Here is a 21,752-nt window from a genome sequence, read left to right as displayed (position 1 = left end):
GGGATGATCCGCAGGCTGTTGATCGCGAACCGGGGCGAGATCGCGCGCCGCGTCATCCGGACGTGCCGCGAGCTGGGCGTCTCGCCCGTCGCCGTGTTCTCCGACCCCGACGCCCGCGCCCCCCACGTGCGCGAGGCCGACGCGTCCGTGCGCCTGCCCGGCGCGTCGCCGACCGAGACCTACCTGCGCGCCGACCTGCTGGTGGCCGCCGCGCTCGCGTCGGGCGCGGACGCGGTGCACCCGGGCTACGGGTTCCTGTCCGAGAACGCGTCGTTCGCCCGCGCCGTGCTGGACGCCGGGCTCACCTGGGTCGGCCCCGACCCCGGCGTGATCGAGGCGATGGGCTCGAAGGTCGCCGCGAAGGAGCGGATGGCCGCCGTCGGCGTCCCGGTGCTGCCCGAGCTGGACCCGGAGACCGCCACCGGGTTCCCGCTCCTGGTCAAGGCGTCCGCCGGCGGCGGCGGTCGCGGGATGCGGGTGGTGCGGTCGCACGACCGGCTGGCCGGGGCGGTGGCCGCCGCCCGGCGCGAGGCGGAGTCGGCGTTCGGCGACGGCACGGTGTTCTGCGAACCCCTGCTGGAGCACGCGCGGCACGTCGAGGTGCAGGTGCTCGCCGACGCGCACGGCACGGTGTGGGCGCTGGGGGAACGGGAGTGCTCCATCCAGCGGCGGCACCAGAAGATCGTCGAGGAGACGCCGAGCCCGGCCGTCACCGCCGAGGCGCGCGAGCGGCTGTTCGCCGCCGCCACCCGGGCCGCCGAGGCCATCGGCTACGTCGGCGCGGGCACCGTCGAGTTCCTCTACACCGACGACGGCGACTTCCACTTCCTGGAGGTCAACACCCGCCTCCAGGTGGAGCACCCGGTCACCGAGGAGGTGTTCGGCGTCGACCTGGTGGCCTGGCAGCTCGCCATCGCCGAGGGTGCCCGGCTGCCCGCCGAACCGCCGTCCCCGGACGGCCACGCGGTCGAGGTCCGCCTCTACGCCGAGGACCCGGCGCACGACTGGCGGCCCGCGAGCGGCGTGCTGCACCGCTTCGCCGTGCCCGGCGGGGTCCGGGTGGACAGCGGCGTCGAGGACGGCAGCGAGGTCGGCGTGCACTACGACCCGATGCTGGCCAAGGTCGTCGCGTGGGCCCCGACCCGGCACGCCGCGGTGCGCAAGCTGGCCGCCGCGCTGGAGCGGGCCGAGCTGCACGGGCTGGTCACCAACCGCGACCTGCTCGTCCGGGTGCTGCGGCACCCGGAGTTCGAGGCGGGCGCGACGCACACCGGGTTCCTCGACCAGCACCGCCTCACCGAACCTCCGGGGACCGACGTGCGGCCCGCCGCGCTGGCCGCCGCCCTCGCGCTGGCCGAGCGCCGGCGGGACGCCCTGCCGCTGACCGGCGCCCCCCTGGGGTGGCGCAACCTCGCCTCCCAGCCGCAGCGGGCGGTGTTCGAGCACGGCGACGAGGTGGTCGAGGTCGACTACCGGCACACCCGCGCGGGCGTGGAGACCGGGGTCGAGGGCCTGACCGTGGTGTCGGCGGCACGCGACGCGGTGGTGATCGAGCGCGGCGGCGTGCGCACGGCGTACCCGGTCGCCGTCTACGACGACCGGGTGGAGGTGGGCCCGGTGTCGCTGCGGACGCGCCCCCGCTTCCCCGAACCGGAGGCGGTGGTGGCCGAGGGCGCGACCGTCGCGCCCATGCCCGGCACGGTCGTCCGGGTCGCCGTCGAGGCGGGGCAGCGGGTCGAGGCCGGCGCGGAGCTGTTCGTGCTGGAGGCCATGAAGATGGAGCACCGGGTGCTCGCCGCGTCCGGGGGCACGGTCACCGAGGTCCTGACCGAGGCGGGCCGGCAGGTCGACGCGGGCGACGTGCTCGCCGTCGTGGTCGAAGACCCGCTTGCGGGGTCGAGTGGAGGTTCCGGGCGATGACGATGAACTTCACCGAGAGCGCGGAGCGGCGCGCGCTGCGCGCGGCGGTCGCCGACCTGGCCGGGAAGTACGGCCACGAGTACTTCACCGCCAAGGCGAGGGCGGGGGAGAAGACCGACGAGCTGTGGGCCGAGGCGGGCCGGCTCGGCTACCTCGGCGTCGCCGTGCCCGAGGAGTACGGCGGTGGCGGTGGCGGCATCGGCGACCTGGCCGCGGTGTGCGAGGAGCTGGCCGCCGCCGGGTGCCCGCTGCTGCTGACCGTGGTCTCGCCGGCCATCTGCGCCACGGTCATCGCCCGCTTCGGCACCGACGCGCAGAAGCGGCGCTGGCTGCCCGGGTTCGCCGACGGCACCACCAAGATGGCGTTCGCCATCACCGAGCCGGACGCGGGCTCCAACTCGCACCGGCTCACCACCTCGATCCGCCGCGACGGCGACGAGTGGGTCCTCGGTGGCGGCAAGTACTACATCTCCGGCGTCGACGAGGTGGGCCACGTGCTCGTCGTGGCACGCCACGTCGACGCGACCGGCAACCGCCTGCTCCCCTCCCTGGTGATCGTGCCGACGGACGCGCCCGGCTTCACCTACCGGCACATCCCGATGGAGGTCGTGTCACCGGAGAAGCAGTTCACGTGCTTCTTCGACGACGTCCGGTTGCCCCTCGACGCGCTGGTGGGCACCGAGGACGCGGGGCTGGCGCAGCTGTTCGCCGGCCTGAACCCCGAGCGGATCATGGCGGCGTCGTTCGCCACCGGCATGGCCCGCCGCGCACTGGACCAGGCGGCCGACTACGCCCGCACCAGGACCGTGTGGGACACGCCGATCGGCGCGCACCAGGGCATCGCGCACCCGCTGGCGCAGTGCGCGATCCAGGTCGAGCTGGCGAGGTTGATGACCCAGAAGGCCGCGGCGCTCTACGACGCCGGGGAGGACCGGGCCGCGGGCGAAGCGGCCAACATGGCCAAGTACGCGGCGGGGGAGGCGGTGGCGGGGGCGGTGGACCAGGCCATCCAGGTGCACGGCGGCAACGGGCTGTCGTCCGAGTACGGACTGGGTGCCCTGCTCGCCGCGTCCCGGTTGTCCCGCATCGCCCCGGTCAGCCGGGAAATGATCCTGAACTTCGTGGCGCAGCACACGCTGCGACTGCCGCGCTCCTATTAGGTCAGGCCCATTCCCAGCGCAGGCCGACGACGCCGGGACCGAAGTCCAGCGCGACCGCGTACGCGTAGCCCCAGGTGTCCACCGGGGTTTCGCGTACGTCGGTTGGTTCTCCACCGGTCAAACCGGTGGTGAACTGTTCACAGCGCGCGGGTCGGCAGCGCGAGTCGTAGCGGACCTCCAGGACGTACTCGCGCACCGGCAGGCGGAACCGGCGGGAGTGGGTGTTGTCGTAGGTCGGGTGGTGCGGGGCGACGTGGATCAGCTCGTACTCCACGGCGGTCCGCTCACCCCGGCGCAGCGGGCGGTCGAACAGCAGTTCGGCGACCATCAGGCCGTTGCGGGGGTCCGCGGACACCCGTCCCAGCCGGCACGACCTCAGCGTGCCGATCACCGGCAGGGGGTCGCCGGGCAGCCGGGTGTCGTAGCCGAGCAGCACCCGGTCGACGCCCGCGCGCTCGGCGCGCAGCACCTGGCGCGACCGCACCCGGCGGGTGCTGCCGTCCATCGCGAGCTCCACCTGGTCGCGCAGGCTGAGCCGCGTCAGGTCCTGGTCGGTGCTCGTGTCGACGTCGGCGAGCAGTTCGGCGATCGAGGCGTGGTCGTGCTCGCCGACCCAGCCCTCGGGACCCGCGACCCGGGTCCGCGGTCGCGCCTTGCCGCGCGGGCGCGGCGGGCCGAGCAGGGTGCTCAGGCCGCCCTCGCCGACCTCCAGGATCTCCTCCAGGTGGCCGACCGCGGTGAGCGAGTCCGGTCGCTCCGGCCGTCTCCGGCCCGACTGCCAGTAGCTCAGCGCGGCGATGCTGACCGCCACGCCGCGACCCCGCAGCTTGTGCTGGAGGCGTTCCAGGCTGAGCCCTTTCGCCCGGATCGCCGCTCGCAAAGCGTCCGCGAAGGGGTCGTCCCCCGCGTCGTCCCGTCGGGGATCGCGCACCCGCGATTCCTGTCCGACGACTGGCGTAGGCATCTTCGCTCCGTTCTCCTGTGGACAAGGCGAGCGACGTTATCGCGGGAAATAGCCGGTGCGGTACAGCCGATCGGGTTTCCCGGAGTGAATTTAACCGAATCGGACGGCGAAATCCGATCGGCGGTGGAATGTTTGAATTCTCATTAACAGCAGTGGTGTGAAGGTGCTGGTCGGGCGATCGTCGCACCGCGCTGGGACGTCTGGTCCCGTCCGGGCGGCCCGACGGCGCACAGCCCTGGGGACATGGGGTGATGTGGAGCACACCGCCGTCCGCGGCGGGTTCGCGGCGGTCGTCGCGAACCGGGACGGCGGCCGGTTGTCGCAAGTTCCGGTCCGGGTTGCGCAGAATCGGTCGTCGACGCAGGTCAAGGGCTTCTGGAACGTTCCGGGAGCGCGGTCCGGTCCGTTCGGCGTCGCGGAAACAGGTTCCCGGGGACCGCGCGGTTGCGGAGAAGGACTTCCTCCCGACCGCCGCGCGGGCCCTCCACACGCCTTTCCGCGACAACCGCGACGATATTTTCTCCACAGCGTTGAATGGCTTCTCAATCACGTCCGGGAGTCGCCCGGCGCCCACGATGTGGGACACGCGGTGGACGGGCGGTGGACCGCGCGGCGACCGGCGCCGAACCGCCGGCACCGAACCGCCGGCGTCGGCGGGCTCCCGCGGCGGACCCGCGTTCGGCAGACTCGACCACCCGGCGCGCGATCCGCGCCGGTCCCTCCTCACCCTGCAGGGGAACCTCCATGCGCACGCTCCTACCGGGTCTCGCCACCACCGCCCTGACCGCCGTCCTGACCACCGCCGTCCTCACCGCGCCCGCCCAGGCCGAGGCCGCCGTCCTGCACGCGGGCTCGCCGACCGCCGTGCCCGGCAGCTACATCGTGAAGACCGAGAGCGGCCGAGCCGACGTCGCGACCCGCCTCGGCGACCGCGTCACGCGCTCGCTCGACGCGTTCGGCGGCTTCACCGCCACCCTCACCCCGCGCCAGGCCCGCCGGCTCGCCGCCGACCCGGCCGTCGAGTACGTCGAGCAGGACCAGGTCGTGCACGCCAACGCGACCCAGACCAACGCCCCGTGGGGCCTGGACCGCATCGACCAGCGCCCCCTGCCGCCGAGCACCACCTACAGCTGGACCTCGGTCGGCGCGGGCGTCACCGCCTACGTGGTCGACACCGGCATCCGCACCACGCACCGCGAGTTCGCGGGCCGCGCGTCCCACTGCTACGACGCCGTCGACAACGACTCCGTCGCCCAGGACGACAACGGCCACGGCACGCACGTCGCGGGCGTCATCGCCGGCAGCACGTACGGCGTGGCCAAGGGCGCCCGGGTGTGCGGCGTCCGGGTCCTGGGCGCCAACGGCAGCGGCACCATCGCGGGCGTCATCGCGGGCGTGAACTGGGTGACGCAGAACGCCGTGCGCCCCGCCGTGGCGAACTTCAGCCTCGGCGGCGGGGCGTCCACCGCCCTGGACGACGCGGTGCGCCGCATGATCGCGGCCGGCATCACCGCCTCGGTCACCGCCGGCGGCAGCAACACCACCGTCGCCAACACCTCGCCCGCCCGCGTCGTCGAGGCCCTCACCTCCGGCGCCACCAACCAGGCCGACGCGCGGGCGCCGTTCTCCAACCACGGCGCCGGCGTCGACCTGTACGCGCCGGGCGTCGGCATCACCTCGGCGTGGCACACCGGCGACACCGCCGTGAACACGCTGAGCGGCACGTCGATGGCGACCGGCTTCGTCAGCGGCGTCGCCGTCCGCCACCTCCAGGGCACGCCGACCGCGACACCCGCCCAGGTGCACGCGGAGATCGTGCGCGAGGCCACGCCGCTGCCGTGGGGCGGGCGCCTGCTGCACTGGTCGCCCGCGCGCTGACCGCCCCGGACGGGGTCAGCCGGGCAGGTCGGCGGGGGCGAGGTCGTGGCGCATCACGATCTCGCCCCCGTCCACCTTGCCGGTCTCGGTGAAGCCGAACGCCCGGTAGAGGCCCGTCGCGACCGCGTTGCCGGGCACCACGCTGAGCACCAGCCGGGTGCGGCCCTCGGCGCGCGCCACATCGGCGATCGCGGCCAGCCCCTTGCGGCCCAGCCCGCGTCCCTGCGCGCGGCGGTCGATCATGAAGCGGACGATGTGCAGCACCTCGGGCTCGTCGCGTTCGAGCAGCGTGAAGCCGACCAGGTCGTCGCCGCTGAACAGCGCCAGCGGTTCGAGCTTCGGGCGGTGGACCCACGCGTCCGCGATGGACCTGACGTTGCTCGCGACGAACGCGCGCTGGTCCTCGTGCAGCTCCAGGCCGATCACCGACGGGTAGTTCCGCTCGTTCACCGCTTCCAGGCGCATGGCCGGGGACCGTAGCGCCGAGCTGCGCAAGAGTCGTTCGAATTATGGGAAGACGCAGGTGGGACGGATTGTTGACGCTCCCGCGAAACCGTCAATTGTTCACACTTCCGGGTTAACGGTTCAGTTGCTTACGTTGTGACGGTCAGCGAGGGCGAGGTGGCCCACCGTCATCGTCCCTGGTCCCTGCAAGAACCGGGGCGACGCGGAGCCACCACCGAAGAACGGACAACGCATGCGACAGTCACGACAGGCCCGGTTCCTGGCCGGTGTCGGGGCGACGGCGCTCGCCGTCACCGCGACCTCCCTGTTGGCCGCCCCGGCCCAGGCCGCCGAGGGCGAGATCCGTGCGGCGGACGCCGCCGTCAAGGTGCAGGACCACTTCATCGTCAAGCTGAAGGACGGCTCCGCCGCGTCCGCGGACAGCCTGGCGAAGCAGTACGGCGGCCAGGTCGACACCGTCTTCAGCAAGTCGCTCAACGGCTTCACCGTCTCCCTGCCGGAGAAGGCGGCCAAGCGGCTCGCGGCCGACCCGGCCGTCGAGTACGTCGAGCAGGACCAGGTCTTCACCACCCAGGCGACGCAGTCCAACGCGCCGTGGGGCCTGGACCGCATCGACCAGCGCAACCGGCCGCTGAGCACCACCTACAACTACACCTCCACCGGCTCGGGCGTGAACGCCTACGTCATCGACACCGGCGTGCGCATCTCGCACAGCGACTTCGGCGGTCGGGCCCGCAACGGCTACGACGCGGTGGAGAACGACAGCGTCGCCCAGGACGGCAACGGCCACGGCACGCACGTCGCGGGCACCATCGCCGGCAACACCTACGGCGTGGCCAAGGGCGCGACGATCTACGCCGTCCGCGTGCTCAACAACCAGGGCTCCGGCACCACCGCCGACGTGGTCGAGGGCATCGACTGGGTGACCAACAACCACGTCAAGCCGGCCGTCGCGAACATGTCGCTCGGCGGCGGCGTCTCCTCCGCGATCGACACGGCCGTGAGCCGCTCGATCTCGGCGGGCGTCACCTACGCCGTCGCGGCGGGCAACAGCAACGCCAACGCGTCGTCCTTCTCCCCGGCCCGCGTGGCCGCCGCCATCACCGTCGGCGCGACCACCAACACCGACGCCCGCGCCAGCTACTCGAACTACGGCTCGGTCGTGGACATCTTCGCGCCGGGCTCGTCGATCACCTCGGCGTGGCACACCGGCAACACCGCCACCAACACCATCTCCGGCACGTCGATGGCCACCCCGCACGTCGCGGGCGCCGCGGCGCGCTACCTCCAGGGCAACCGCTCGGCCACCCCGGCCCAGGTCGCCGGCTACCTGGTCGGCCAGGCCACCACGGGCGTCGTCACCAGCCCGGGCACCGGTTCCCCGAACCGCCTGCTCTACCTGGCGCCCAGCGCCTGATCCCGGCAGTCACCCGACCAGGGCCGCCTCCCCACCGCGGGGAGGCGGCCCTGGCCGCGTCCGGCGACCTCTAAGCCCTCCTCGGTCGAGGTGATGGTCAGCGGCCGCACGGGCCTGCCGCCCCCCTCGCCCAACCCGCTGCCCGGCACGACACCCGCCGAGGCCACGACGTCCACCACGTCCATGCCCTTCGCCACCCGGCCCACGATCGGGTACTCCGGGGCGAGTTCGCTGTCCGGTGGACGATGAAGAACTGGCTGCCGTTGGTGCCCGGCGCGCTCGCGTTCGCCATCGCCACCACGCCCCGCCGGTACTCGCCCGGCACGGCGGCCGGGTCGTCGAACGCGTAGCCGGGCGTGCCCTGCCCGGTGCCGGTGGCGTCACCGCACTGGAGCACGAACAGCCCGACCGTGGTGAGCCGGTGGCACGAGGTGCCGTCGAAGAACCCCTGGTCCGCGAGGGAGCGGAAGCTGTGCACGGGGCACGGGGCGCTCGCCGCGTCGAGCTCCAGCTCCAGTTCGCCGCCGTCGGTGCCCACGGTGAGCCGCACCGCGCCGGTGGCCTCCGCGTCGGGCGACGGCGGCGTCGCCTTCCCGGCGGGGGGCTGGCCGCGCACGACGTACTAGCAGGCCACGGTGGGCGTGGCGGGGGTGTCGGGCACGGGTCCGGCCACCGGGCGACCGGCCACCGACGCGGTGCACGAGGTCACCAGGAGGGGCGCGGCGAGCAGGGCGAGGACGATCCGGCGGCGGGGCACCGTGGGATCGTAGAACCCCTGCCACCCGCGGATCGCGGCTCCGCTCGACATCCGTCCACCACCCCGGTCCACCCCGCTCACCGGGGTGGCCCCCGCCGTCGCGGGCGTGACACGGGGAAACCTGCCGGCGGCGGCCCCCGGGTCGTTGGCTAGCCTTGACGACCAGCAGTCGGTCGAGCTACCCCGAGGAGAGCAGCACCCGTGATGCGCACGCACGAGGCCGGGACGCTCCGCGCCGAGCACGCCGGGCAGTCCGTCACCCTGACCGGGTGGGTGGCCCGCAGGCGCGATCACGGCGGAGTGATCTTCATCGACCTCCGGGACGCCTCCGGCGTGGCCCAGGTCGTGTTCCGCGAGGGCGAGATGGCCGAGCGCGCCCACCGGCTGCGCTCCGAGTTCGTCGTCAAGGTCGTCGGCGAGGTCTCCCGCCGCCCCGAGGGCAGCGAGAACCCCGACCTGCCCACCGGCGACGTCGAGGTCTACGCCTCCTCGCTGGAGGTGCTGAACGAGGCCGCGCCGCTGCCGTTCCAGCTCGACGACCACCTGGAGGTCGGCGAGGAGGCCCGCCTCCGCCACCGCTACCTGGACCTGCGCCGCAGCGGCCCGGCCAAGGCGATGCGGCTGCGCAGCGAGGCCAACCGGATCGCCCGCGAGGTGCTGCACGAGGAGCACTTCGTCGAGGTCGAGACGCCGACCCTGACGCGTTCCACGCCCGAGGGCGCCCGCGACTTCCTGGTGCCCGCGCGCCTGCGCCCCGGCTCCTGGTACGCGCTGCCGCAGTCCCCGCAGCTGTTCAAGCAGCTGCTGATGGTCGGCGGCCTGGAGCGGTACTACCAGATCGCCCGCTGCTACCGGGACGAGGACTTCCGCGCCGACCGGCAGCCGGAGTTCACGCAGCTCGACATCGAGATGAGCTTCGTCGAGCAGGACGACGTGATCGCGCTGGGCGAGAAGGTCGTCTCCGCGCTGTGGAAGGGCCTGGCCGGCCACGAGATCGCGCAGCCGTTCCGCCGCATCTCCTACGCCGAGGCGATGGCCAAGTACGGCACGGACAAGCCGGACCTGCGCTTCGGCCTGGAGCTGACCGAGCTGACCGACTACTTCAAGGACACCCCGTTCCGGGTGTTCCAGGCCGCCTACGTGGGCGCGGTCGTCATGCCCGGCGGCGCGTCGCAGCCCCGCCGCACGCTCGACGCGTGGCAGGAGTGGGCCAAGCAGCGCGGCGCCCGCGGCCTGGCGTACGTGCTGGTCAACGAGGACGGCACGCTCGGCGGCCCGGTCGCCAAGAACCTGTCCGACGCGGAGCGCGACGGCCTCGCCAAGGCCGTCGGCGCGAACCCCGGCGACTGCGTGTTCTTCGGCGCGGGCGACCCGGACGGCGCGCGCGCCCTGCTCGGCGCGGCCCGCGTGGAGATCGCGAACCGGGTCGGCCTGATCGAGGAGGGCTCCTGGTCCTTCGTGTGGGTCGTGGACTTCCCGATGTTCGAGGCCGTCGACAAGATCGGCGACGACGTCGCGGTCGGCAGCGGCAAGTGGACCGCCCTGCACCACGCGTTCACCTCGCCCACCCCGGAGTGGGTCGACCGCTTCGAGGAGGACCCGGGCAACGCGCTGGCCTACGCCTACGACATCGTCTGCAACGGCAACGAGATCGGCGGCGGGTCCATCCGTATCCACCGCGCCGACGTGCAGCAGCGGGCGTTCCAGGTCATGGGCATCACCCCGGAGGAGGCGCAGGAGAAGTTCGGCTTCCTGCTCGACGCGTTCAAGTACGGCGCCCCGCCGCACGGCGGCATCGCGTTCGGCTGGGACCGGATCGCCATGCTGCTCGGCGGCTACGACTCGATCCGGGAGGTCATCGCCTTCCCCAAGAGCGGCGGCGGCTACGACCCGCTGACCGCGGCCCCCGCGCCCATCACCGCGCAGCAGCGCAAGGAGGCGGGCGTGGACGCCAAGCCCGCCGAGAAGGGCGCCGGGAAGAACGCCGTCGACAAGACCGAGAAGAACGCGTAGCCCGAGGTGCTGCACCTGCGGGCGGTCAGCCCGGTCGAGCGCACCGACGACGTGCTCGACACCCTGACGCGGCACCCCGGCGTCACGCACGTGGTGCTGCTCAGGGGCGCGGCCGTCCAGCCCGCGGGCGACGTGGTCGAGGCCGACGTCGCACGGGAGGCCACCGACGAGGTGGTGGCCTCCCTGTGCTCGCTCGGCGTCGACCGCGACGGCGGGGTGACGCTGGAGGTCATCGACACCGCGCTGTCGGACTCGGCCGACCGGGCCGAGGAGTCCGTGCCGGGTGACGGCGCGGACGCCGTGGTGTGGGAGGAGCTGCTCTCCCGCACCGGCGAGGAGTCCAAGCTCAACGCCACATTCCAGGCGTTCCTGACCATCGCGTGCCTGCTCACGGCGGTCGCCGTGGTCACCGACTCGCCGGTCACCCTGGTCGGCGCGATGGTCGTGGGACCGGAGTTCGGCCCGCTGGCGGCCATCGCGGTCGGCCTGGTGCTGCGGCGCTGGGACCTGGTGCGGCGCGCCGGACTGGCGCTGGCCGTCGGTTTCCCCCTCGCCATGCTGGTCACCGCGTTCGGTGCGTGGCTCGGGTCGTTCACCGAGCTGTTCGACCGCGACCTGGCCCTGGCCGGCCACCAGGTGGACTTCGTGTTCGAGGTAGGCCCGTTCTCCCTGATCGTCGCGCTCCTGGCGGGCGCGGCGGGCATGCTGTCCATGACGTCCGCCAAGTCGGCGGCGCTCGTCGGCGTGTTCATCTCGGTCACCACCGTGCCCGCGGCCGGGTTCGCCGCGGTCGCCGCGGTTCTCGGTGAGTGGGACATATGCCTCCGATCGGTTGCACAGTTGGCGGTCAACCTGGTCGGCGTGGTCGTGGCCGCGGCGCTCGTCCTGACCGTGCGCCACCGGCGCGGGCACGTCCGTGACCTGGGCAGACCACTGGCGCGGGGCTGATCCGGTCACGTTTCGCCGTACCGTGGCGCCCGGTGGGCGGCGCCCATTACCGTCACGGTGCCCGGACGGGTTCTGTCAGCCCGGGTGCCACCGGGAGTAGGGTCGGAGGCAATGAGCGTGGACATCACCGCCGGCCCGCAGGACGTCGACGACGCCGCCCCTTCCGAGCTGGACGACGCGGTGGCGGCGGCGGAGTCCGTGTTGAGCGGGCGGTTCGGAGCGCCGGTCCGGCTGGCCGATCCCGAGGACCTCGGGGGAGCGGGCCGGTCCGTGGTGGCGCGCGTCCGCGTGGCCCACACGCCGTTCTCGCTGCCCCGCACGCTGGTGCTCAAGCGCTACCCGCAACAGGTGGCCGACCGCGACCCGTTCGCGCACGAGGTCGTGAGCCACAAGCTGCTCACCGCCCTGCCGTCCGAGGAGCGGTTGACGCCCGAGCTGGTCGCCCAGGACAACGCCAAGCGGCTCGTCGTGCTGGAGGACCTGGGCAAGGCGCCGCGCCTGGCGGAGAAGCTGCTCGGCCCCGACGCGCGGGCCGCCGAGCGCGGGCTCCTGTCGTGGGCACACGCCATGGGCAGGCTGCACGCCACCACCGCGGGCCGCGACGCCGACTTCGACGCGCTGATGCGCCGCCAGGGCAGCCAGTGCTGCGCCGACCCCATCGCGGTCGACGTGCACACCGCCCTCGACGGCCTGCCGGCCCTGTTGTCCCGCGCGCTGGGGGTCGACACGCCCGGGTCCGTGCGGGGGTTCGCGCAGGCCGCGGTGCGCGGGTTCACCACGTCCCGCCGCCGCGCGTTCAGCCCGTCCACGTCGTGCCCGGACAACCACCTGGTGACCAGCAAGGGCGTGCGGTTCCTCGACTTCGAGGGCGGCTGCGTGCGCGACATCGTGTTCGACGCGGCGTGCCTGCGGGTGCCGTTCCCGTCGTGCTGGTGCGCCTACGGGCTGCCCCCCGGCATGTCGGAGGCGATGCTCGCGGCGTGGCGGGCCGAGGTGTCCTCGGTGTGGCCCGACCTGGACGACGACGCGGTGTTCCTGCCGAGGCTGCTGGAGGCGCAGCTGCTCTGGGTGTGGCTGGGCACGTGGCGCGGCCTGCCGGGGCTCGACTCGGCGCTGCCGTCCGGGCACCGGCCGCTGGACTCGCCGCCGCGCACCGCGGTGCTGACCACGCGCTGGGCGCGGCTGCGTGCCGACGCGCTCGCGCTGGGCGCCGCGCACGTCGCCGCGCACGCCGACGAGGTGGTGTCCGCGCTCGTCTCCCGCTACGGGGCGCAGGCCGCGGAACTGCCGCTGTACCCCGCGTTCCGGTAGCGTTCCGCCGCCCGTACCCCGGGCGTCACGTCGTCGCGGGATCGTCGTCGCGTGGGCGGAACGGTGCGTGGCCTGGTGGTCCTGGGCGACTCGACGACGGTGGGCGTGGGTGACCCCGTGCCCGGTGGGTGGCGCGGCGTGGGCCCGCTGCTCGCGGCGGCCTTCCCGGACGCGCGGTACCTGAACACGTCGGTGACCGGCGCGCGGGCGGGCACGGTCCGGCGCGAGCAGCTGGGGCGGGCACTGGCGGCGCGACCGGACGCCGCCGTGCTGGTGGTGGGCATGAACGACGTCCTGCGGTCCGACTTCGACCCGGTGGAGCTGCACGCCGACCTGGACGCGGTGGTGGGCGCGCTCGTCGCGGCGGGCGCGGCGGTGGTGACGGTGCGGTTCCACGACCACGGCCGCGTGTTCCGGCTGCCCGGCCCGCTGCGGCGGGCGCTGCGGGCGCGGATCGGCGAGCTGAACGCGGTGCTGGACGCCGTGGTGCGGCGGCACGGCGCGGGGTGCGTCGACCTGGACCGGCTGGAGGGCGCGTACGAGCCGGGGACGTGGGCCGTGGACCGCCTGCACCCCTCCGAGCCGGGGCACCGGCGGCTGGCGGCGGCGTTCGCGGCGCGGCTGGCCGAAGCGGGCTGCGAGGTGCCGGGTGCGGTGTCGCCGGTGTGCACGGGCGGCATCACCGTGACGCCGCTGCACCACGCGGGGTGGCTGGTGTTCAAGGGCGTGCCGTGGCTGTGGCGGCGGGGCCGCGACCTCGTGCCGCACGCGGCGGCGATCCTGTACCGCTCGTGGACCGGCAGGGAGGCGGTGGCCGCGCCCCCCGGTGCGCTGCCACCGCCCCTGACCGCCGAGGGTCAGCTCAACCGGTAGACCGTCGAGCCGCCCGCGGTGGTCGCCTCGTAGTTGTCCGCGACCCACGAGGCGATGTCGCCCCCGCCGCCCGCGCCGCCGCGACCACCGGGGACGAAGTAGCCGATCCGGCCTTCCTCGACGTACCGCCGGAACTCCTCCAACGTCGGCGCGGGATCGCCCCCGCTCCAGCCGCCGATGCCGATGACGGCCTTGCCGGAGGCCAGGGACAGGCTCGCCGCGGCCTGCGCGCCCACCGTCGCCGCGGCCCACGTGCCGGTGGTGGCCCTGAGCAGCTCGGCCAGCTCCGCGTCGTCCCCGCCCCCCACGTCCACGCCGCCGCCCATGCCGCCACCGGCGTACTCGGCGGGACCGGACACCGGGATCGAGCCGGAGTGCGGCGTGGCGGCCGTGGCGACGCCGAACGACGCGGTGGCCGGCACCGACGCGGCCACCGCGAGCGCGGCGAGTCGGCGCACGCCCATCACGATCGCGGTGGACACCAGCACGGTCAGCGCCGCCACCACCCAGCGCAGGGCCGGCACCCAGTCCGGGTAGCGGTCGAGCAGCGCGAAACCCCAGAAACCGCACGCGGCGACCACCAGGGCGAGGGAGGCCCGCACGGGCGGGTGCGCCCGGCCCCGCCACAGCTCGCGGCCGGCGATGGCGACGATCGCGGCGATGCCCGGCGCGACGGCCACCGTGTAGTACGGGTGCGTGATGCCGCTCATGAAGCTGAACACGACGCCATTGACCAGGACCCACAAGCCCCACAGGACGAGCGCGGCGCGGGTGCGGTCGGTGCGCGGTGCGCGGCGGGTGAACCACAGGCCGGCGACCAGGCCGACGACCGCCGCCGGCAGCAGCCACGAGATCTCCCCGCCCATGGAGGCGCCGAACAGCCGGTCGATCCCGGTGGCCCCGCCGAACCCGACGTTGCCGCCGCCCATGCCGCCACCACCGACGCCGCCGAAGATGCGGCCCAGGCCGTTGTAGCCCACGGCCAGCTCCCACAGCGAGTCGTTGGTCGAACCGCCGACGTACGGGCGGGCGTCGGCCGGCCACAGCTCCACCAGCAGGACGAACCAGCCGGCCGACACCGCGACCGCGGCGCCCGCGCCGAGCAGGTGCAGGAACCGCTTGGGCAGCGACGTCGGCGCGGCCAGCAGGTAGGCGGCGGTGAACGCGGGCAGCACCAGGAACGCCTGGCCCATCTTCGCCAGGAACGCGAAGCCGACCGCGACGCCCGCCAGCGCCAGCCACCAGCCCGACGCCTTCTCCAGCGCCCGCACCGTGCAGTACGCGCCCGCCACCATCAGCAGCACCAGCAGCGCGTCCGGCAGGTTGAAGCGGAACATGAGCACGGCCACCGGTGTCACGGCGAGCGCCGCGCCCGCCAGCAGCCCGGCCACCGGGCCGTTGGTGCGCTTCACCGCGGCGTGCAGCAACCACACGGCCAGCACGCCCTCGACCGCCTGCGGTGCGAGGACGGTCCAACTGGAGAAGCCGAACAACCTGGCGGCCAAGCCGCTGACCCACAGCGCGGCGGGCGGCTTGTCCACCGTGATCACGCCGCCGGCGTCGAGCCCGCCGAACAGCCACGCGGTCCAGCTCTGCGCCCCGGCCTGGGTGGCGGCGGCGTAGTAGCCGTTGCCCCAGCCGGTGTCGGCGAGGTTCCACAGGTAGAGCACCGCCGTGCCGACGAGCAGCACGACCAGCGCGGGCCGGGTCCGGTCGCGCTTCGGCGCGGGCGCCGGGCGGGCCGTCGCGGGCGCGGACAGGGTGGCGGTCATCGGGTGCTCTCCAGGGTCGGGGCGGCGGTGGTCGGCCGGTCGGCGGCCGTGGTGCCTGCCGGGGTGTCGCTGCCGCGGTGGGCGCGGAACACCCAGTTGCGCAGCAGCAGGAACCGCAGCACGGTGGCGAGCAGGTTCGCCCCGACGACGGCGGCCAGGTCGGCCGCCCCGCCGGGCGGCGTGAACCGGTGCAGCACGGCGAGCGCGCCGCTGGTCGGCACGAGGCCCAGGCCGAAGACGACCAGCCCCTCGAACTGGTGCCTGCCCGCGCCGCGGCCGCCGCGCACGCCGAACGTGAACCGGCGGTTGGCGGCGGTGTTGGCGACGGCGGTGACCAGCAGTGCCACCAGGTTCGCGCCCTGCGCGCCCAACCCGCCGCGCAGCAGCACGAACAGCAGCAGGTAGGCGAGCGTGCTGACCACGCCGACGGCGGCGAACCGCACGAGCTGCCTCACCAGCCCGGCGGGCACGCCCGGCGCGTGCGGCTCCAGCGGTCGCCTCCCCAGCTGCGCGCTCAGCTCGCCGATCGGGATGCGGCCGGTGACCAGGCCCCGGCCGACGCGGGCCACGCCCCGGAGGTCGGCGATCGCCGTCGAGACGATGTCGACCCGGCTGTCGGGGTCGTCCACCCAGTCGACCGGCACCTCGTGGATGCGGGCGCCCGCCTGTTCGGCGAGCACCAGCAGTTCGGTGTCGAAGAACCAGCCGGTGTCCTCCACGTGCGGCAGGAGCCGCCGGGCCACGTCGGCGCGGATCGCCTTGAACCCGCACTGCGCGTCGGTGAACCGGGTGGCGAGCGCGCCGCGCAGGATCAGGTTGTAGCAGCGGGAGACGAACTCGCGCTTCGGGCCGCGCACGACCCGCGCGCCGCGCGCCAGGCGGCTGCCGATGGCGAGGTCGGAGTGGCCGGAGATCAGCGACGCCGTGAGCGGCGCCAGCGCGGCCAGGTCCGTGGACAGGTCCACGTCCATGTAGGCCAGCACGGCGGCGTCCGACGCCGACCACACCGCCTTGAGCGCCCGACCGCGGCCCTTCTCGGCCAGGTGCACGGCGGTGACCCCGGGCAGTTCGCGGGCCAGCCCGTCGGCGACGTCCGCGGTGCCGTCCGTGCTCGCGTTGTCGGCGATCGTGATCCGGAAGGAGTAGGGGAAGGTCCGGACGAGGTCGGCGTGCAGCTCGCGCACGCACGGCGCGAGGTCGCGTTCCTCGTTGTGGACGGGGACGACCACGTCGAGCACCGTGGTGGTCGTGAGCGTCGCGAAGGTCATGGCGTCACCGTCGTGCGCCTGGCTGGGCGCTCCGTGTGTCATCCCTGTGCCCCGCCTGTGAGCGCCGGACCGGTGAGGTCGTAGACGGTCACGCCGTCCACCTCGGTCGCCTCGAAGGTCTCCTCGACCCACTCGGCGATCCGCCGGGACGCGTCGCTGCCGCTCTGCGCGGGCATGCCCGCGCCGCCGAGGAAGTAGCGCACCCGCCCCTCCGCGACGAGCTGCCGGAACCGCTCCGGCGTGGGGGAGGGGTCGGTGCCGTTGAACCCGCCGACCGCCATCACCGGCATGCCGCTGCCCAGCTGGTACCCGGCCGCGCTGTTCGACCCGACGGCCGCGGCGGCCCACGTGAAGCCCTCGCCGCCGTCGCGCAGCAGCGCCACCAGCTCCTCGCCGGGCTCGGATGCGTTCAGCAGGCCGCCCGCGCGGCCCGCCGACGTGCCGCGCCCGCCGCTGAACAGGACCTGGCCGCCGCCACCGGGACCGGCCCGCGCCGGACCCGCGCTCGGGATCGCCCCGGAGTGCGGCGTGGCCGCCGTGGCCGCGGAGTAGGCGCCGGGTCCGAGCAGCGCGGCGACCAGCGCGACCGGCACCACCACGGCGGCGGGCACGACCGCCGCCAGGAACAGGCCGACGGCTCCCAGCAGGCCCAGCACCAGGACCACCGCGGCGAACGCCGCCGACCAGTCGAGCAGCAGCAGGTGGCCCTGGAGCGCCGCCACCGCGAGCGCGCCGGACAGCGCCGCCGCGGCCACCGGGTCCCGCCGCCGGCGCCACAGCGCCACCGCGCCGATGCCGGTGACCGCGCCGATCGCCGGCGCCAGCGCCACCGTGTAGTAGGAGTGGATGATGCCGTTCATGAAGCTGAACACGACGGCGGTGACCACCAGCCACCCGCCCCACAGGACGAGCCCGACGCGTTCGGCCCTCCGCCCGGCCCACCACCCGGCGATCAGCAGCACCACCGCGGTCGGCAGCAGCCACGCGATCTGACCGCCCATCTCCGCGCCCAGCAACCTGCTCCACCCGGTCGAGCCCCAGCCGCCACCGCCGCCGACGCTGCCCACCTCGTCACCGGTGAGCCGGCCCAGGCCGTTGTAGCCGAGCGCCAGCTCCAGCACGCTGTTCCGCTGCGAACCGCCGACGTAGGGCCGTGCCGACGCGGGCACCAGCTCCACCACGAGCACCCACCAGCCGCCCGCCGCGACCACCGCCCCGAGCGCGACGACCAGGTGCCACGCCCTGCGCGGCAGCGACGTCGGTGCGAACGCCAGGTACACCAGGCCGAACGCGGGCAGCACCAGGAACGCCTGGAGCATCTTGGCCAGGAACGCGAACCCGACCGCCGCCCCCGCGAGCGCCGGCCACCCCGGCCGCGCCCCCTCGGTGGCGCGCACCGCGCAGTAGGCCCCGGCCACGAGCAGCAGCACCAGCAGGGCGTCCGGGTTGTTGAAGCGGAACATCAGCACCGCGACCGGTGTCAGCGCCAGCACCGCGCCCGCGACCAGCCCGGCAGCCTCACCCGCCGTGCGTTTCACCGCGGCGTGCAGGAGCCCGACGCTCGCCACGCCCATGAGGGCCTGCGGCACGAGGATGCTCCACGCGTTCACGCCGAACAGCCGCGCGGACAACCCCATCACCCAGGTGGCGGCGGGCGCCTTGTCGACGGTGACGGACCCGCTCGGGTCGGTGGCCCCGAAGAACCAGGCCTTCCAGCTCGCCGCCCCGGCCTGGGCGGCGGCCGAGTAGTAGGCGTTGGCCCAACCGGAGTCGCCCAGGCGCCACAGGTACAGCACCGCGGTCCCGGCCAGCAACAGCAACAGGGGTAGTCGCGCACGCATGCCCCGACCCTGACCCCGAACCCTGGGCCGCCCCTGTACCCACCCTGTGAACCCCCTGTGCCCGCGAGTCGTGCGTTCACCCCGCGCGAGTCGTACGTTCGGGACCCTCGAGTTCCACATTCGGGCATACCAACGGGTCGACTCGAACGGAGAACGCCCCGGACCTGAATCTACGACTCGCCGGGGCCGAACTTACGACTCGCGCGGGGTGAGCGCACGACTCGCGCGGGCTGGGTTTACGACTCGCGGGTCAGCGGGGGAGGCGGGCCGTGAAGGTGGTGCGGCCGGGGCGGCTGTCCACGCGGACGGCGCCGCCGTGGGCGGCCACCACGGCGGCCACGATGGACAGGCCCAGGCCGGTGCTGCCCGCCGCACGGGAGCGCGAGGTGTCACCGCGGGTGAAGCGCTCGAAGATCTCGGGTTGGAGGTCGTACGGGATGCCGGGGCCGTCGTCGGTCACCGCCACCTCGACGTGCTCGCCCACCGCGGACAGCCGCGTCACGACGGTCGTGCCCGGCGGGGTGTGCGTGCGGGCGTTGGACAGCAGGTTCGCCAGCACTTGGCGCAGCTTGTGCTCGTCTCCGGTCACCGTCAACGCCTCGGACGGCACCTGCAACCTCCACTCGTGCTCCGGCCCGGCGATCCGGGCGTCGCTCACCGAGTCCACGACGATCCGCGACAGGTCCACCGGGTCGTGCCCGAGCGGCCGGCCCGCGTCCAGCCGGGCCAGCAGCAGCAGGTCCTCCACCAGCGACGTCATCCGCACCGCCTCGGACTCCACGCGGCGCATGGCGTGCCCGATCTCCGGCGGCACGGCGTCCTTCGTGCGGCGGGTCAGCTCCGCGTACCCCCGGATCGCCGCCAGCGGCGTGCGCAGCTCGTGGCTCGCGTCCGCGACGAACTGCCGCACGCGCGTCTCGCTGGCGTGCCGCGACTCCAGCGCGCTGCCGACGTGCCCGAGCAGCCTGTTCAGCGCCAGGCCGACCTTGCCGACCTCGGTGTCCGGGTTCGTGTCCTCCTCGGGCACGCGTTCGGCCAGCGCCACCTCGCCCTGGTGCAGCGGCAGCCCGGCGACGCGCGTGGCCGTGTCGGCGACCCGGTCCAGCGGCCGCAACGCCCGCCGCACCACGAACGTCCCGGCCAGGCTCGCCGCCAGCAACCCGGCCAGCGACACCCCGCCGAGGATGATCCCCAGCCGCAGCACGGTGCTGTCCACGGCGTCCGTCGGCAGTCCGGTGTAGACGGTCTGCCCACCGGGCAGGGCGACCGCGACCACCCGGAAGTCGCCGTCCTCCAGCGACACGGTCCGCGGCGACTCGCCCGCGGCCACCGACTCGACGGGCGTGGCCCGGTCGCCCGTCAGCGCCACGGGTTGGCCGGACGGGTCGACCAGCGTGCCCTGGAGGACGTCGCCCGTGCCCTTGATGATCACGATGGTCCCGACGCCGAAGCCCGGGCCCTCCAGCGGGCCGTCGGGGTGGCGACCCGGCCCCGGCGGCCCCAGCGTCCGGACCACGCGGTCGGCGGTGCCGTACAGCTGCTCGTCGAGCTTGTCGAGCTGGAAGTCGCGCAACGCGAACCCGCTGACCACGCCGATCACCGCGCACACGCAGGTCAGCAGGACCAGCTGTCCCGCCACGAGCCGCGTGCGCAGCGACCACGTCCTAGGGCGCAGGTTTGAGGACATACCCGGCGCCCCGCATGGTGTGGATCATCGGCGCCCTGCCGACGTCGATCTTCTTGCGCAGGTAGGAGATGTAGAGCTCGACGATGTTCGCCTGGCCGCCGAAGTCGTAGTTCCACACCCGGTCCAGGATCTGCGCCTTGGACAGCACCCGCCTGGGGTTGCGCATCAGGAACCGCAGCAGCTCGAACTCGGTGGCGGTCAGCTCGATCGACGTGCCGTCGCGGCGCACCTCGCGGGTGTCCTCGTCCAGCACCAGGTCGCCGACGACCAGTTCGCTGCCCGCGGTCGCCCCGGTGACGCCGGTGCGGCGCAGCAGGCCGCGCAGCCGCAGCACGACCTCCTCCAGGCTGAACGGCTTGGTGACGTAGTCGTCGCCGCCCGCCGTGAGCCCGGCGATGCGGTCCTCCACCGCGTCCTTCGCGGTGAGGAACAGCACCGGCAGGGCCGGGAGGTCCGCGCGCAGCCTGCGCAGCACCTCCAGGCCGTCGAAGTCGGGCAGCATCACGTCCAGCACGACCGCGTCCGGTCGGAACTCGCGCGCGACGCGCACGGCGGACGTGCCGTCCAGCGCGGTGCGCACCTCCCACCTCTCCATCCGCAGGGCCATGGACATGAGTTCGGCCAGGGTGGACTCGTCGTCCACCACCAGGACCCGCACCGGACTCCCGTCCGGGCGGCGGAGTTCGGGGGAGGTCACCGCACGCATGCTCCGATCGTCGGTCAGGCCCTTGAGCCCTCGCTGTGCCGATCCTGTGTACCAGCTGTGAACGCCCCCGGCCCGCCCGCCGGTGTCGCACCCACGGGCACCGCACCCACGGGCACCGCACCCACAGGCACCGCCCAACGGCCGCACAGCCCGCGCACAGGCTCGACCGGCACCGTGGCCCCATGACTACCGAAACCGAGAACACGACCTGGGGTGACGAGCCGCCGCGGGCCGCCGCTCCCGGAGCGAGCCGGAACGGCCGCAAGACGCTCGTCGCGGTCGCCGTCGCCGTGGGCATCGCCGCCGCGGGCGGCGGGGTCATCTACGCGGCGGGCAACTCGGAGGCCGCCCAGCAGGGGATGGGTGGCCCGCGCGGCGCGTACGGGATGCGCGGCGGTCCCGGCTTCACGACCGCGGGCGGCCCGTTCGGGGACGCCCAGCACGGCGAGTTCCAGACCGGCGAGGTCACCGGGGTCTCCGCCTCGTCCGTCACGGTCACGAGCGCCGACGGGTTCACCAGGACCTACCGGGTCGACGACGACACCCGGGTCAACGGCGGCCAGGGCGACCTGGCCGACATCGCGGCCGGCGACGAGGTCACCCTGGTGGCCGCGGACTCGACGGTCGACACGATCATCGAGGGCGACGTGGTGCGCGGTGGCGACGGTCGGCAGGGCCGATCAGGGCAGGACCGGTCGGGCCAGGACAGGCCGGAACAGGATCGGCCGCCGGCCGACGGGCGGGACACCCCGCCGACCCGGTAGAAACTACG

Annotated in this window: 18 protein-coding genes; 9 read left to right on the top strand and 9 right to left on the bottom strand. The window is 74.1% G+C overall.

Going from position 1 to position 21,752, the window contains the following annotated elements; all coding sequences use genetic code 11:
- Positions 1 to 3: 3 nt before the first annotated feature.
- Positions 4 to 1,920: an acetyl/propionyl/methylcrotonyl-CoA carboxylase subunit alpha gene (locus tag CKY47_RS10080; protein ID WP_306745421.1), complete on the top strand. Its 1,917-nt coding sequence runs from the start codon at positions 4 to 6 to the stop codon at positions 1,918 to 1,920.
- A 2-nt stretch (positions 1,921 to 1,922) separates the two neighbouring features.
- Positions 1,923 to 3,080 (top strand): acyl-CoA dehydrogenase family protein, encoded by a 1,158-nt coding sequence (locus tag CKY47_RS10075; protein WP_306745554.1) that lies wholly within the window; start codon positions 1,923 to 1,925, stop codon positions 3,078 to 3,080.
- Between the two features lies 1 nt (position 3,081).
- Here the strand turns inward: CKY47_RS10075 and CKY47_RS10070 are convergent, their stop codons facing one another.
- Complete coding sequence (locus CKY47_RS10070) at positions 3,082 to 4,011, bottom strand: helix-turn-helix domain-containing protein (RefSeq protein ID WP_306745420.1); 930 nt, start codon at positions 4,009 to 4,011, stop codon at positions 3,082 to 3,084.
- A 777-nt stretch (positions 4,012 to 4,788) separates the two neighbouring features.
- Here CKY47_RS10070 and CKY47_RS10065 point away from each other — a divergent pair.
- Entirely contained in the window at positions 4,789 to 5,922 is a 1,134-nt protein-coding gene (locus tag CKY47_RS10065; RefSeq protein WP_306745419.1) for a S8 family peptidase, read from the top strand.
- 15 nt (positions 5,923 to 5,937) lie between these two features.
- Here CKY47_RS10065 and CKY47_RS10060 read toward each other — a convergent pair whose 3' ends face one another.
- Complete coding sequence (locus CKY47_RS10060) at positions 5,938 to 6,387, bottom strand: GNAT family N-acetyltransferase (RefSeq protein ID WP_306745418.1); 450 nt, start codon at positions 6,385 to 6,387, stop codon at positions 5,938 to 5,940.
- Between the two features lie 232 nt (positions 6,388 to 6,619).
- Here CKY47_RS10060 and CKY47_RS10055 point away from each other — a divergent pair, with 232 nt between their 5' ends.
- A complete protein-coding gene (locus CKY47_RS10055) occupies positions 6,620 to 7,804 on the top strand; it encodes a S8 family peptidase (RefSeq protein WP_306745417.1) in 1,185 nt (394 codons plus the stop codon).
- Between the two features lie 97 nt (positions 7,805 to 7,901).
- On the opposite strand, the gene CKY47_RS10050 is transcribed toward CKY47_RS10055, so the two are convergent.
- Both CKY47_RS10050 and CKY47_RS10045 read right to left on the bottom strand, forming a co-directional pair.
- The gene (locus CKY47_RS10050; RefSeq protein WP_306745416.1) at positions 7,902 to 8,420 is read right to left on the bottom strand and encodes a peptidylprolyl isomerase; all 519 of its coding nucleotides are present in this window, start codon (positions 8,418 to 8,420) and stop codon (positions 7,902 to 7,904) included.
- A gap of 6 nt (positions 8,421 to 8,426) precedes the next feature.
- A complete protein-coding gene (locus CKY47_RS10045; RefSeq protein ID WP_306745415.1) occupies positions 8,427 to 8,612 on the bottom strand; it encodes a hypothetical protein in 186 nt (61 codons plus the stop codon).
- A gap of 150 nt (positions 8,613 to 8,762) precedes the next feature.
- Between CKY47_RS10045 and aspS the strand changes: the two genes are divergently transcribed.
- The 4 genes from aspS (at position 8,763) to CKY47_RS10025 (ending at position 13,706) form a co-directional block, all read left to right on the top strand.
- Positions 8,763 to 10,574, top strand: coding sequence for an aspartate--tRNA ligase (gene aspS / locus CKY47_RS10040; protein ID WP_306745414.1), 1,812 nt, complete (start codon positions 8,763 to 8,765; stop codon positions 10,572 to 10,574).
- A gap of 6 nt (positions 10,575 to 10,580) precedes the next feature.
- Complete coding sequence (locus CKY47_RS10035) at positions 10,581 to 11,522, top strand: DUF389 domain-containing protein (protein WP_306745413.1); 942 nt, start codon at positions 10,581 to 10,583, stop codon at positions 11,520 to 11,522.
- Between the two features lie 111 nt (positions 11,523 to 11,633).
- A complete protein-coding gene (locus CKY47_RS10030; RefSeq protein WP_306745412.1) occupies positions 11,634 to 12,833 on the top strand; it encodes a hypothetical protein in 1,200 nt (399 codons plus the stop codon).
- Between the two features lie 51 nt (positions 12,834 to 12,884).
- Complete coding sequence (locus CKY47_RS10025) at positions 12,885 to 13,706, top strand: SGNH/GDSL hydrolase family protein (RefSeq protein WP_306745411.1); 822 nt, start codon at positions 12,885 to 12,887, stop codon at positions 13,704 to 13,706.
- On the opposite strand, the gene CKY47_RS10020 is transcribed toward CKY47_RS10025, so the two are convergent.
- The 5 genes from CKY47_RS10020 to CKY47_RS10000 form a co-directional block, all read right to left on the bottom strand.
- Entirely contained in the window at positions 13,691 to 15,478 is a 1,788-nt protein-coding gene (locus CKY47_RS10020; RefSeq protein WP_306745410.1) for an ArnT family glycosyltransferase, read from the bottom strand. The genes CKY47_RS10025 and CKY47_RS10020 overlap by 16 nt on opposite strands.
- The gene (locus tag CKY47_RS10015) at positions 15,475 to 16,746 is read right to left on the bottom strand and encodes a bifunctional glycosyltransferase family 2/GtrA family protein (RefSeq protein ID WP_306745409.1); all 1,272 of its coding nucleotides are present in this window, start codon (positions 16,744 to 16,746) and stop codon (positions 15,475 to 15,477) included. The genes CKY47_RS10020 and CKY47_RS10015 overlap by 4 nt, the downstream gene beginning before the upstream one ends.
- A gap of 38 nt (positions 16,747 to 16,784) precedes the next feature.
- Positions 16,785 to 18,587, bottom strand: coding sequence for an ArnT family glycosyltransferase (locus CKY47_RS10010; RefSeq protein ID WP_306745408.1), 1,803 nt, complete (start codon positions 18,585 to 18,587; stop codon positions 16,785 to 16,787).
- A 250-nt stretch (positions 18,588 to 18,837) separates the two neighbouring features.
- Positions 18,838 to 20,274: a sensor histidine kinase gene (locus CKY47_RS10005; RefSeq protein WP_306745407.1), complete on the bottom strand. Its 1,437-nt coding sequence runs from the start codon at positions 20,272 to 20,274 to the stop codon at positions 18,838 to 18,840.
- Positions 20,252 to 20,980, bottom strand: coding sequence for a response regulator transcription factor (locus tag CKY47_RS10000; protein WP_306745406.1), 729 nt, complete (start codon positions 20,978 to 20,980; stop codon positions 20,252 to 20,254). Before CKY47_RS10000 ends, CKY47_RS10005 begins: the two co-directional genes overlap by 23 nt.
- A 182-nt stretch (positions 20,981 to 21,162) precedes the next feature.
- Here CKY47_RS10000 and CKY47_RS09995 point away from each other — a divergent pair, with 182 nt between their 5' ends.
- Positions 21,163 to 21,744, top strand: coding sequence for a hypothetical protein (locus CKY47_RS09995; RefSeq protein WP_306745405.1), 582 nt, complete (start codon positions 21,163 to 21,165; stop codon positions 21,742 to 21,744).
- The last annotated feature ends 8 nt before the right edge of the window (positions 21,745 to 21,752 follow it).

Origin of the sequence: Saccharothrix longispora (assembly GCF_030852425.1) — a bacterium.
GTDB classification, from domain to species: Bacteria; Actinomycetota; Actinomycetes; order Mycobacteriales; family Pseudonocardiaceae; genus Actinosynnema; species Actinosynnema longispora.
This window is presented reverse-complemented; position numbering and strand designations above follow the sequence as displayed.